14 protein-coding genes are annotated in these 11,853 nt (G+C 69.3%); 6 read left to right on the top strand and 8 right to left on the bottom strand.

Annotated elements, in window-relative coordinates:
* Positions 1-134: 134 nt before the first annotated feature.
* The 3 genes from G4X40_RS18295 to G4X40_RS18285 are packed head-to-tail and all read right to left on the bottom strand — an operon-like array spanning position 135 to position 1,109.
* The gene (locus G4X40_RS18295; protein WP_277834575.1) at positions 135-602 is read right to left on the bottom strand and encodes an SRPBCC family protein; all 468 of its coding nucleotides are present in this window, start codon (positions 600-602) and stop codon (positions 135-137) included.
* Positions 599-1,003: a tail fiber domain-containing protein gene (locus G4X40_RS18290; protein ID WP_277834573.1), complete on the bottom strand. Its 405-nt coding sequence runs from the start codon at positions 1,001-1,003 to the stop codon at positions 599-601. Before G4X40_RS18290 ends, G4X40_RS18295 begins: the two co-directional genes overlap by 4 nt.
* The gene (locus G4X40_RS18285; protein WP_277834571.1) at positions 981-1,109 is read right to left on the bottom strand and encodes a hypothetical protein; all 129 of its coding nucleotides are present in this window, start codon (positions 1,107-1,109) and stop codon (positions 981-983) included. Before G4X40_RS18285 ends, G4X40_RS18290 begins: the two co-directional genes overlap by 23 nt.
* Before the next feature lie 199 nt (positions 1,110-1,308).
* On the opposite strand from G4X40_RS18285, the gene G4X40_RS18280 reads away from it, so the two are divergent.
* Positions 1,309-1,929 carry an FHA domain-containing protein gene (locus tag G4X40_RS18280; RefSeq protein WP_277834570.1) on the top strand — a complete coding sequence of 207 codons (621 nt, stop codon included), beginning with the start codon at positions 1,309-1,311 and terminating at the stop codon, positions 1,927-1,929.
* A gap of 18 nt (positions 1,930-1,947) precedes the next feature.
* On the opposite strand, the gene G4X40_RS18275 is transcribed toward G4X40_RS18280, so the two are convergent.
* Entirely contained in the window at positions 1,948-2,940 is a 993-nt protein-coding gene (locus tag G4X40_RS18275; protein WP_277834569.1) for an alpha/beta fold hydrolase, read from the bottom strand.
* A 131-nt stretch (positions 2,941-3,071) separates the two neighbouring features.
* Positions 3,072-3,815: an SDR family NAD(P)-dependent oxidoreductase gene (locus G4X40_RS18270; RefSeq protein ID WP_277834567.1), complete on the bottom strand. Its 744-nt coding sequence runs from the start codon at positions 3,813-3,815 to the stop codon at positions 3,072-3,074.
* 161 nt (positions 3,816-3,976) lie between these two features.
* Between G4X40_RS18270 and G4X40_RS18265 the strand changes: the two genes are divergently transcribed.
* The 4 genes from G4X40_RS18265 to G4X40_RS18250 are packed head-to-tail and all read left to right on the top strand — an operon-like array spanning position 3,977 to position 7,239.
* Positions 3,977-4,426, top strand: coding sequence for an SRPBCC family protein (locus G4X40_RS18265; protein ID WP_277834566.1), 450 nt, complete (start codon positions 3,977-3,979; stop codon positions 4,424-4,426).
* 24 nt (positions 4,427-4,450) lie between these two features.
* Complete coding sequence (locus G4X40_RS18260; RefSeq protein WP_277834565.1) at positions 4,451-5,065, top strand: maleylpyruvate isomerase N-terminal domain-containing protein; 615 nt, start codon at positions 4,451-4,453, stop codon at positions 5,063-5,065.
* Entirely contained in the window at positions 5,062-5,907 is an 846-nt protein-coding gene (locus tag G4X40_RS18255; RefSeq protein WP_277834564.1) for a class I SAM-dependent methyltransferase, read from the top strand. Before G4X40_RS18260 ends, G4X40_RS18255 begins: the two co-directional genes overlap by 4 nt.
* Before the next feature lie 9 nt (positions 5,908-5,916).
* Positions 5,917-7,239: an HNH endonuclease signature motif containing protein gene (locus G4X40_RS18250; protein ID WP_277834563.1), complete on the top strand. Its 1,323-nt coding sequence runs from the start codon at positions 5,917-5,919 to the stop codon at positions 7,237-7,239.
* A 273-nt stretch (positions 7,240-7,512) separates the two neighbouring features.
* Here the strand turns inward: G4X40_RS18250 and G4X40_RS18245 are convergent, their stop codons facing one another.
* Complete coding sequence (locus G4X40_RS18245; RefSeq protein WP_277834562.1) at positions 7,513-8,613, bottom strand: DUF7064 domain-containing protein; 1,101 nt, start codon at positions 8,611-8,613, stop codon at positions 7,513-7,515.
* The gene (locus tag G4X40_RS18240) at positions 8,613-9,761 is read right to left on the bottom strand and encodes a phosphotransferase family protein (protein ID WP_277834560.1); all 1,149 of its coding nucleotides are present in this window, start codon (positions 9,759-9,761) and stop codon (positions 8,613-8,615) included. Before G4X40_RS18240 ends, G4X40_RS18245 begins: the two co-directional genes overlap by 1 nt.
* A 235-nt stretch (positions 9,762-9,996) precedes the next feature.
* On the opposite strand from G4X40_RS18240, the gene G4X40_RS18235 reads away from it, so the two are divergent.
* A complete protein-coding gene (locus tag G4X40_RS18235) occupies positions 9,997-10,608 on the top strand; it encodes a TetR/AcrR family transcriptional regulator (protein ID WP_277834559.1) in 612 nt (203 codons plus the stop codon).
* A gap of 1 nt (position 10,609) precedes the next feature.
* Here the strand turns inward: G4X40_RS18235 and G4X40_RS18230 are convergent, their stop codons facing one another.
* A complete protein-coding gene (locus G4X40_RS18230; RefSeq protein ID WP_277834557.1) occupies positions 10,610-11,812 on the bottom strand; it encodes an NADH:flavin oxidoreductase in 1,203 nt (400 codons plus the stop codon).
* Between the last annotated feature and the right edge of the window lie 41 nt (positions 11,813-11,853).

The raw sequence follows: 11,853 nt of genomic DNA, 5'->3' as shown, positions 1-11,853 counted from the left end.
GTCCTCTCGAAGAGCCGACTCGGGGATCGCACAACAGTGGGATCGATCATTCGGGATCGATTATCCAGGATAGTTGCACCCCGGGCGGCCGTCGGCCCGCCGCGGCCCGCGTCACACCCCCGCCACCGCCGCCTTCAGCCGCCGTACCGTCGGGCGAGCCCGAGCAGGGTGTCGGTGATGCCGTGCGCATTCTTCTTCGGGAACCCCGCCAGTTCGAAGACCTTCGGCACCTTCGCTGTCGTGTAGTCCCAGACCTCGGTGACCTGGGTGCGGCCCGGGGACTGCTCGTCGAACTCCCACCGCCAGCGGTGCCCGAACGGGTGGCGCCATTCGATCACCCGGCCCTCGGTGAACTCGGTGACCGTGCTGGTGATCCGGTAGGGCGCGCCGTACATGCGCATCGCCACCGTGAACCTGTCGCCGGGGCCGAGCCGGTCGGGACCGGACACCGTCGACTTCACGGTCCCGGACCCGTCCAGTTCGCCGTGCCGCCGCGGGTCCGCCACGAGAGCGAACAGCTCGGCGGCCGGAGCGTCCACGACCACCCGGCGGGCGACCCGGCGTGGACCCAGGTCGACGGCGGTCACCTTCGTATCGGTCATGGGTCGACGCTACGTCCGGTCGGCGCCGCGCGGCGGTACTCGGCCAGTTCCGTCTCCAGTGCGGTCACCCGACGGTGCAGCGCCTGGATGCTGGCCATGCACACGCCGTTGACGTCGACCGTGGACATCGTGCGGTCCGACGATCCCAGCCCGAAGGTGGCGGCGAAGTCCTGTGCCATCGGGCCCAGGTGCCGCACCGACGGATGATCGAACCCGTACGACCAGACGCTGATCGGCAGTTCGGTCAGCCGCTGGAGCACCTCATCGGCGCCGGTCGGCACCGACGCGGCGCCGCGGACACCACGTCGATGGCCGACCGCCGACCGCACCCAGGCCAGCGGATGACGCGTGCACGCGGCGATCCCCGGATGCGCGGGCTCAGTTCGTGAGTCGACGGACATCGCGCTTGATCCGCACATCACTGAGCAGCAAGCCCAGCCCGAGCCCGGCGGCGCCCAATCCGATGCCGATGGCGCCTCCGCCCAGTCCCAACAACAGTCCCAGCATGATTCCTCCTCGTGGTCTCGCTCGCACCCTCCAGTTTCGTCCTTTTCCGCGATCTCGATAAGGGGCACGAGGGGGTCGATCCGCACCTCCCGGGTGGTCCCGTCCCCACCCTGGGGCCGGTGGCGACCGGCTCGGGTGCGACTGCGGCGGACCGGGGCGGGCATTGCCCCCGGCGGCACGCTCGGCGCACGATGGAACGGTGGACGGCGGCAGCGAGTCTCGACTGTGTTTCGCCGACGGCGCGGGCCATCAGCAGCGCCTGGACCTGTCGACCGATCACCCGCGGCTGACCGTCGGACGCTCGGACCGCTCCGATGTCGCGCTCACCTGGGACGAGGAGGTCTCCCGGCTGCACGCGGTGATCGAATGGATGAACACCCACTGGACGGTCGTCGACGACGGGCTCTCCCGCAACGGCACCTACGTCAACGGTGAGCGCATCGGCGGCCGGCGTCGGCTGCACCACGGTGACGCGATCCGGATCGGCACAACGTTGCTGACCTACCAGGCCTTCGGCGGTACCCCCGACGAGGCGACGCGCATCGCGGCGGAGATGCCGACGGTCCGCTCGCTCACCGACACCCAGCGGGCGGTGCTCGTCGCGCTGTGCCGTCCGTACAAGCACGGGGCGACGTTCGCGAACCCCGCGTCGAATCAGCACATCGCCGACGAGATGTTCCTCAGCGTGGATGCGATCAAGACGCACATGCGGACACTGTTCGCGAAGTTCGGGGTCGAGGACCTGCCGCAGAACCAGAAGCGGGTGCGGCTGGCCGAACGCGCGATGCACAGCGGGATCATCACCGACCGCGACCTGTGAGGCGACAGCGGGTGCGGGCTATACCGCGGCCAGATCGGCGGGCCGGATGCCGGCGCACCCCGGCGCCGGGCCGTTGGCAGCACCACCCACGCCGGCACCGACGCGGGCGACCAGTCCTGCCACGGCCCAGGCGACTTCTTCTGCGCGTTCCAGGATCACCGAATGACCCGCGCCGCTGATCCGGACGAGCTCGGCGCCGGGCAGCGCGGCCGCCATCGACGCGGAATGCTCGAACGGCGTCATCAGGTCGGCCGATCCGCACAGCACCAGCGCCGGGATTCCCGCGACGAGCGTGAGCGCGTGGCGCTCGTCGAAACCGATCAGCGAGCCGATGAACCCGGACATCGTCACCACCGAGGTCTCGTTGACCATGGCCGCGGCCAATGTGGCCACCCGGCCCGCGACCCGCTGGTTGCCGAAGGCCGCCACCCGGACCAGGGACGTGCCGAGCCTGCGGGTGGCCCGCTTCGAACGCTCCATCGTGCGCGGGGCCCGCTGCACCGCGGCACGGAACGCGGTGACCGCCGGGCTCAGCAGCAGCCGGCCCAGTCCACGATCGGCGACCCCGTCCGCCGCGCTGGCGATCATCCCGATCCCGACCACCCGGTCGCCGACGACCTCCGGATGCTGGTGCACGTACGACAGCACGGCCATGCCGCCCATCGAATGCCCGACGAGCACGACCTGCCGGTCGCCCGAGATCGTGCGGACCACTGCACCGAGGTCGCGTCCCAGCTGGTCGATGGTGTAGGTCGCGGTCGGCGCCGCACCCGATTCGCCGTGACCGCGCTGGTCGTAGAACACCATGCGAACCCCGTCGCCCCACAACCCGGCGAGGTGGGCACGCAGGAACGCCCACGACTCGGCCCGCAGGCAGTGCCCGTGCACGAACACGGCGACCACCGGGGCGCCTCTGTCGCCGAACTCCTGCACGGCCAGCGGGACACCGTCGTCGGCCGGCACCGTGCTGCGCCGCGGGACAGGGTCGAGGGTGCAACGGTTGCTCGTCATCTCGGCCTCCTGCGGGTGCGGACCTCATTGCGTACATCGACCAATCTGCCGAGAACGCAACCGCCCGACCAGCGACCCCAGCGGTGGGCGCACCGCCCCGGGGGTGGACGCGACCACCCCCAGGGTGTGGGTCAGCCGCGCCCGAGCACGCTGCCCCCGTTGATCTGCAGGATCTGCCCGGTCGTCCACCCCGCCTCCGGCGAGACCAGATAGGCGATGCCCGCGGCGACCTCGTCCGGGGTGCCGGCCCGGCCGAGCGGGATCTGCGCGACACGCGCCGACTCGACCTCGTCGGTGAGCCGGCCCGCCCAGAACCCGGTGTCGGGGACGAAGCCGGGCGCGACCACGTTCACGGTGATCTGCTGCGGCGCAAGCTGCTGGGCCAGGCCCATCGCCCAGCCGTGCAGCGCCGCCTTGGCCGCGCCGTACGGTCCCGCGCCGCGCAGTCCGGCGATCGAGCTGACCGCGACGATCCGTCCGGCGCGCGGCGTCAGGTGCGGCACCAGCGCCTCGGTGAGCAGCACGGCGGTGAGCACGTTGACGCGGAACGCCTCCTGGTAGGCGTCCGCCACCTCGGCCAGGCCGTGCGCCGAGCGGTTCGGGCTGCCACCGGCGTTGTTGACCAGCACGTCGACCGCACCGTCGGCGGCGAGTTCGCCCGCGAGCCTGTGCACCTGTGCGGGTTCGGTGAGGTCCGCGGTCGCGGTGGTCACCAGTTCGTCGCCGACGGCGTCGTTGATCTCCGCCGCGGTCGCCTCGAGCACCGGCGTGCGCCGGCCGACGATGACCACCCGGTCGCCGTCGACGGCAAGCCGTCGCGCCACCGCCCGGCCGATCCCGCTGCCGCCGCCGCTGACCACGATTCGTCGCGTCATGTCCCCTCCTCGGCCCTACCGTCTGCTCGTTCCCTGCTGCGCTGTCCCTGTCGGATCGGGCCGTAGCAGGGAAATCCGGCGGGTTCGAACGAGCCGCCGACACAGCGCGATCCGCCGTGCCATGCTGACGGAATGGTAGTGCTCGTCGAGGCGGTGCACCGATGCTGGCAGATCCGGAACTGAACCCGTCCGCGGTCGAACTCGGCCGTTTCCTCCCGTGGCCGCGCGACGATGTGTGGCGGGCGCTGACCGAACCCGACCTGCTCGAGCAGTGGCTGATGCGACCCACCGGGTTCGTGGTCGCCGTGGGGACGCACTTCGTGTTCGCGGTGCCGTCGCCGTCGCCGGGCGAGATCGCCTGCGAGGTGCTGGCGGTTCGCCCCGGCGAACGGCTGCTGGTCAGCTGGGTCGATTCCCGCGCCGACCAGCCGGACCCGTGGGTCCTCGACTGGACGCTCGGCGCGCAGGGTCGCGGAACCCGGTTCCTGTTGACACAAACCGGCTTCGACATCGACGATCGTCGCCAGAGGATGGCGCGCAACGCGCTCGAGCGCGGCTGGAAGACCAGCCTCGGTCGCCTGAGTGAGGTCCTCGACAGCGCCGACGGCTGACTGCCGCCGGCGGAAGGAGGCTCCGTGGCGTCACCGACGAACACCTACGTGTCCGCTGCGCACGCGTTCGCCGCGCTGGTGGACACCGTGCCCGAGAGCCTCCTGGACGGTCCGGGGCTGGGCGAATGGGACCTGCGCTCGCTCATCGGTCACGCCTCGCGGTCGCTGACGACAGTCCTGACCTATCTGGACACCACCGCCGACGCCGCAGACATCGACACCCCGGAGCAGTACTACGCCCGCGTCCGTGATGTCGCGGCGACGATGGGCAGCGCCGACATCGTCGAGCGCGGTCGGCGGGCCGGCATCGAACTCGGACCCGATCCTGCGGCCGCCGTGGACGATCTGGTGCAGGCGACGGTGAGCAAGCTCGCGTCGGCCGAGGACCGGTTGATCCGCGTGATCGGAGACCTCGGGATACCCCTGCACTCCTATCTGCCGACCCGGACCTTCGAACTCGCCGTCCACGGTCTCGACATCGCCACCGCGGCAGGCGTTCCCTTCACGCTTCCCGATGACGTGGCGGCGGACGCGTGCAGCCTGGCGGCGCGGATCGCGGTGGTCACCGGTGACAGTGCGACTGTGCTCAACGCACTGACGGGAAGGGCGCCGCTGCCCGCCTCGTTCTCGGTCGTATGAGCAGCGGAGGGCAGGGCGGCACCGATGTGATGTACGACCGGACCGGTCGTACCTACACATCGACCAGGCGTCCCGACCCACGCATCGCATCGGTGATCGATCAGGCGCTCGCCCAGATGGATTCGGTCGTGAACATCGGCGCGGGCGCGGGGTCCTACGAACCGCCGCAGACCGTCGTCGCCGTCGAGCCGAGCGCGGTGATGCTGGCCGCGCGACCGCAGGGCGCGGCCTCTGTGGTCCGGGCCGTCGCCCGAAGTCTTCCCCTTCGCACGGGCTCGGTCGACGCCGCGCTCGCCGTGCTCACGGTGCATCACTGGCGGGAGCTTCGGCGGGGGCTCGACGAGATGAAGCGCATCGCTCGTCGCCGCCTCGTGATACTGACTTGGGACCATGCGGTGACGAAGGACTTCTGGCTGCTCACCGAATACCTGCCGGCTGCAGCAGAAACCGACCGCCGGCTTGCCGTGGACCTTGGCCAGCTGATCGACCTGCTCGGCGACGCCTCGGTCGCGGGCTACACGGTCACGACGGTGCCCGTACCGCACGATTGCCTCGACGGCTTCGGCGCCGCCTACTGGCGCCGGCCACAGGCCTACCTCGAACCCCGAGTTCAGACCGGAATGTCGATGTTGGCCCTGACGCCGAACCACTTACTGCGGGACGGCCTCGAACGCTTGCGTGCCGACATCTCGTCCGGCGCATGGCAACTGCACCACGCGGACCTGCTCGATCGCCACAGCCTCGACGTCGGGTCTCGACTCGTCGTCGCGGACATCCGGCGACCGAACGCGAGACCCGCCACATTCGAACACCCTATCGACTTCGAACATGCGTTCGTGTAGCGTGTGGTCATGGGGATCGGGGAGATCAGGGGTGACGAGCAGACCGCCGCGCTGCTCGATACCGAACTGTGGCAGCTCAGTGACGCTCAGCTGATCGAAGCCATCCCCGCCGTCACCGAACAGATCCACCGATTGCAGGCGCTGCGGGTGAGCCTGGTCGGGGAGACCGACCACCGCCGTGTGGTCCCGGATCCGGCGCATCCCGCGCTCAAACACTGGCTGGCGAACACCCCGACCGGCATGCTGTCGGTGCCCGAAGCGTCCCGCATCGTGTCGCTCGCGCGGCTGCTGCGGAATCAGCCCGATCTTGCCGCCGCGTATGAGTCTGGTGGGTTGCGGGCCGATCTGGCCGTGTTGATCGGCGCGTTCTGCGAAACCCCACCCAAGAACATGCCGGAGGGCATCGTTCCGGAGATTCGGAAGCGGTTGATCGACGAGGTGTCCCACGGAGCCGGCGACGCCGCGACACTACGTAAATCGATCGCCGATCTGCGGGACGCGTTCGCGCAGACCCCGCCGGCGGAGGACACCGACCGTAACGAGTTCTGCGCCTCGCAAACCCTCAACGGCCGGGTTGTCATCAGGGGTGATGTGGATTCGGAGACCGGGGAGATGCTCCTGACGGCCCTGTCGAAACTCTCGGCACCCGTGCCGGGTCCGGGTGGGGAACCCGATCCGAGGCCGGCGCCATTGCGGCGGGCGGACGCGTTCACCGAAATGCTGCGCCGCTTCCACGACTGCGGTGCCGGACCGGTCGAGGGCGGCGAGAAACCACACCTGACGGTGCTGGTGAACATCCACGACCTCCACCACTGCGACGACGACGGCGATGGCGACGGGGAGGGTGGCTGCGAGTGTGGTCGCGGCGGCCACGGGCCTGGGTCGGGATCCGGCTCCGCCGGCGGCCTCGGTCCGCAGATGATGTGGACCGGCCCGCTCTCCCGCGCCTCGACGCGCCGGTTGGCGTGTGACTGCATCATCACCCCGATCATCATCAACGATGACGGCGTCCCATTGAAACTCGGCCGCAAAGACCGGTTGGTTCCCGCCTCGTTACGCCGGGCCTTGATCGTCCGTGACCGGTGTTGCGTGTTCCCCGGCTGCGGTAGGCCCGCCGCCTGGACAGACGCCCACCACATCGTCCACTGGGCCGACGGGGGTGAGACCGACCTGTCGAACACCGTCCTGCTCTGCCGCTACCACCACCGACTGATCCACCACAGCGAGTGGGAAGTATTCATCGGACCCGACCTTTGCCCGTGGTTCCGGCCGCCACGCTCCCGCGACCCCGACCGAAAACCCCTCCCCGCCCACGGCCGCACCGCCGCCTGAGCGGGAAACCGGATCGGCCAAGCACCCGCGCCGGAAAACCAAGCACCACAACCGAACACGCCGACCCCGCATCGCAAGCAGCGATGCGGGGCTGACGTGCACGGGAACCGACGTGGCGCGCCAGCGTGCGCGGGACCAATGCGGCAGGCCCAACGTGCGAGGAACCAACGCGCGCAGGATGGGGCTACTCCCCTAGTCCAGCACCGCCCGGCACCGCCCCGACCACACCCACCGTCCCCACGCGGCCACGACGAATCAGCTACGCCGAATCCGCTACGGCGCCATGTCAACCCATCCCGTGAAGCCCGACGGGTCATGCCGGCCGAGTGCCGCGTGTTCGTACAGGCCCCAGCCCTCCTGCCCGTTGCAGGTGGCCCTCGCCACGTGATCGAGCGTCGAATACGGCAGCATCTGAACGTAGTCCGGCGAGTTCAGGTCGGTCTCCGTCACCAGCGACCAGTCACGCCCCTTCCACTGTCCGTGGGTCCAGTCCGGATCGCCGCCGTAGCCGCAGCCGCGGTGCAGGTTGACGAACGTCTGCGGCTCGACGTCGACCACCAGCGGCTCGCCCCGCGGCGTGGTCAGGTGGATCCGCGCGCCCTTCGGCGTGCGCGTGCCGCTGATGTACGTGGTCTCGAATCGCGGCCAACCCAGTTGCTCCACCCGGCCGTCCTCGAACACCCGGGTGGCGTGGTTGAGCGTCCGGAACCCGTCCGGATCCTCCTGCGCGATGATCACCAGCATGTAGTCGTCGAAACGCAGCGGAACATACGTCCACCAGTGCCCCTCGCGCGGCTCGTCCGCGCGGCGGCCGGCCGGGTCCGGGTCACCGCTGGGCCGGATGCCCCAGGAGCGGTCCCGGCTGCCCAGCCACAGCGACGGATCGACGTCCATGTCCTCGCCGAACACCGACATCGTCCCGGACCACGTGCCGACCTGCGCGAACCGGGTCGCCTCCAGGATGGGCCGGGGACCCTCCATGTTGATGTGTAGTTCCTCGAGCACCGCCTCGAAGCTGCCTTCCCAGGTGATGTCGAACGACAACTGCTCGTGCTCGCAGATCACCCGCACCTTCTCGAGCGGCTCGATCACCTCGATCCGGTAGTCACCGACCTGCGACTCGGTGTCGCGCTCGTCATAGGCGTCCGAGAAGCGCACCGCGATCTGCTTGTCGCCCCGGCGGGCGGTCGCGAAGGCGTCCACCACACCGAGATTCGGGTAGACGCCGAAGCCGGTGACCAGGAACGTGCCGCCATCGCGGTTGTGCGCGTTGAAGTAGTTGCGGTCGTAGAAATTCCGGTCGCTGGTCGCGGTGCGCGCCATCGACAGCGGCGCCTGGTGGATCGGGTACTCGTCGAGCTTGTGCGGCTTCATCACTTCTCCCACTGGTAGGTTCCGTCGATCAGCTGAGTCAGCATGCGGTGGTGCATGACATATTCGTCGGGGTTCTCGTGCGCCTCGACCTCGCCGAAGCGGATCCGTCGCCGCTCGATCCGCGACATCACGATGCCGTGGCGCAGCGCCGCATAGGTCAGATAGAAATCGAGGTCGCACGCCTCGACGCCCGCCACCTCCTCGTACCGCCGGATCACATCGGCCGGCGTGAACATGTCGGGCAGCCCCGGCATCGAGAACTGCTCGGCGAGGTCCTGGAACTGGCGATGGAAGAAGAGGAACCAGCCCAGGTCCAGTTCCCGCGGGCAGAGCACCGCCGACTCCCAGTCCAGCACCGCGGCGGGCACGTCGCCGTCGTACATGATGTTGCCGATCCGCGCATCGCCCCAGCACAGCACGTCGGGCGAGGGGTCCTGCGGCCAGTGGGCCTCGAGCCAGTCGAAGGCTTTTTCCAGCACCGGAATCCGCAGCCCGTCGTCGCGGCGGGTCCATTCGTAGTAGGCGCGCTCGTTCTCGAAGTGCCGGCGCAGGCTCGTCCCCGGCTCGGACCCCGACCAGCCGGCCACCTTGCCGGCCGGATCGTCGACCGCGTGCACCCGGGCGAGCACATCCACCGCCGCGTCCTGGACACGGCGTCGCCCCGCGGCATCCATGTCGTAGAGCCAGCCGCCGAACACATACGGCGGATTGTCCACCGCGACAACGCCGTCGACGCGGGTCATCACCAAGAACGGCGTGCCCAGCGGTTCCGGCGAGTTCTCCACCCACAGCACCTGCGGAACCGGCACACTCGTGTGCTCCCCCACCGCCCGCATGACCTCGTACTGCAGTTTCAGGTCGTAGGCGGGAAACACCGGGAACGCCGAGGCCTCGGGCGTCAACCGCGCCACCAGTTCCGCGGTACGCGCCGTGCCGTCCTGCTCGACCCAGTCGACGTCGAAGAGCACCGAGATGCTCGACATGCCGGAATGTGTGGGCCTCACCAGATTGTGCACGCGCGGCGGCCGGTTCGTCTCCAGACGTGTCGCCAGCCAGTCCGCCAGCCTGCGACCGACCTCCTCCAGGCTCGTGTCGGTTGTGCGGATGACTTCTTCCACACCGTCGGGCATCGCGGTTCCGCCGGCCATGAGGCACCTCCTCGATAGATGGGTGGTCGACCCGGATCGGCGCGATCGGCCTCGCAGGCTCTGCACACGAACAAGATTGGACCTGACGGCCAAAGTTAGACTCAAAGTCTCGATTTTGGGCCGGATTCGCGAAGATCCACCGATACTTGTGATCACCGACAGCCCCGACTGTTCAGTGACACGGACCGAATCGGGGCCGCGACACACTCGGGCCCGACGACGGAAGATGAGGTCGATGAACAAGGACACCACCCTCGGCCGGCGCGAACTGAACAAGCGCCAGACCCGCGAGCGCCTGTTGAATGCAGCGCGGGAGGTGCTCGCCGCCGAAGGCCAGGGCGGCACGGTCGAAGAGATCGCCGAGCGCGCCGAGGTCTCCCGCGCCACGTTCTTCAACTACTTCCCCAGCAAGGACGACCTGCTCGCCGCGTTGTACGAGACCCACATGGACTCGTTGACGCGCGTCGTCGACGACCTGCTGGCCCGGGAGACGACGACGCAGGCCCGGATCGTCGGACTGTTCACCGATTTCGTCCGCGAGGCGGAGGCGCTCCCCGGGTATCTGCGCGCGATGACGCTCGAACTCGAACGCATCTCGACCTCACCGCAGGTGGTAGCCGCGCGCGGCGACCGGTTCACCGCGCAGATCGTGCGCATCGTCGATCTCGGGGTCCGGCGCGGCGAGGTGCGCACGGACCACCCGCCGCAGTTCCTCGCCCAGATGGTCTCGGCGATCTACCTGTCCACGATCCGCTACTGGCACCACGATCCCGCGTACGACTTCGTCGGAACCTTCGCCAAGGCCGGCCTGTTCGTGGCGGAGTCACTGGCGCCCGTGGAGAAATGACCTACTGCGCGGGGATCGCGGCGGTCTCGCCGGAGACGAGCACACACCGGGTGCGCGAGTAGATGGTGGGCATACAGCGGTTGCAGTGGATACACAGCGACTCGGTACGACTGTCCGCCTCGATGCGGGAGATCAGGTCCGGCTCCCGCAGCAGCGCCCGGCCCATCGCGACGAAGTCGAAACCCTCGGCCATCGCCCGGTCCATGTGCTCCTTCTCGGTGACACCGCCGAGCAGGACCAGCGGCATCGACAGCGCCGCGCGGAACTGGCGCGCGCTCTCGAGCAGATACATCGGCTCGTACGGATAGCTCTTCAGGAAGAACCGGCCGACCGCCCGCAGTCCCGCGCGCGTCGGCTGCGGGAACGCGGCGGCGAAGTCGCGCAGCGGCACCTCCCCACGGAACAGGTACATGGGGTTCTTCAGCGAGCTGCCGGCGGTGAGCTCGAGCGCATCGAGGACGCCGTCGCCCTCGAGCCACTGCGCCACCTGCAGGGACTCGTCCAGCCAGAACCCGCCGGGGGCACCGTCGTCCATGTTCAGTTTGGCGAGCACCGCGATCTCGTCGCCGATCTCGTCGCGGACCGCGCCCGCGACCTCACGCGCCACCCGGGCACGGTTGCGCAACGACCCGCCGTAGTCGTCGGACCGCTTGTTGATGCGCGGGCTCAAGAACGAACTCGCGAAGTAGTTGTGTCCGAAGTGGATCTCGACCGCATCGAAACCGGACTCGACGGCCAACCGCGCCGCGCGCGCGTGATCGGCGGTGACCCGGCGGATGTCGGACTTGGTGGCACCGCGCGTGAGCATCATGCTCAGCGGGCTGATCTGCGGACTCGGCGCCAGCGCGGTCTTGCGGTTGGACCTTGCGTTGGCGACCGGGCCGGCGTGCCCGATCTGCGCGGACGCCTTCGCGCCCTCCGCGTGCACGGCATCGGTCAGCCGCCGCAGCCCGGGGACCGCCTCGGGGCGCATGTAGATCTGGTGCCGGTCGGTGCGCCCCTCGGGCGAGGCGGCGCAGTACGCGACGGTCGTCATGCCCACCCCGCCGGCGGCCACGGACCGGTGGAACTCGATCAGGTCGTCGGTGACCAGCGCGTCGGGCGTGCGACCCTCGAAAGTCGCCGCCTTGATCGTCCTGTTGTGCAACGTGATCGGGCCCAGCCGGGCCGGATCGAAGATGTTCGCCACCGGAGGCGTTGTCACTGACGGCACTGTCGGCCCCTCTCACACACGCTGATCGTCAC

The organism is Speluncibacter jeojiensis (genome assembly GCF_029589495.1).
In the GTDB taxonomy this organism is placed as follows: Bacteria; Actinomycetota; Actinomycetes; order Mycobacteriales; family Mycobacteriaceae; genus Speluncibacter; species Speluncibacter jeojiensis.
This window is presented reverse-complemented; position numbering and strand designations above follow the sequence as displayed.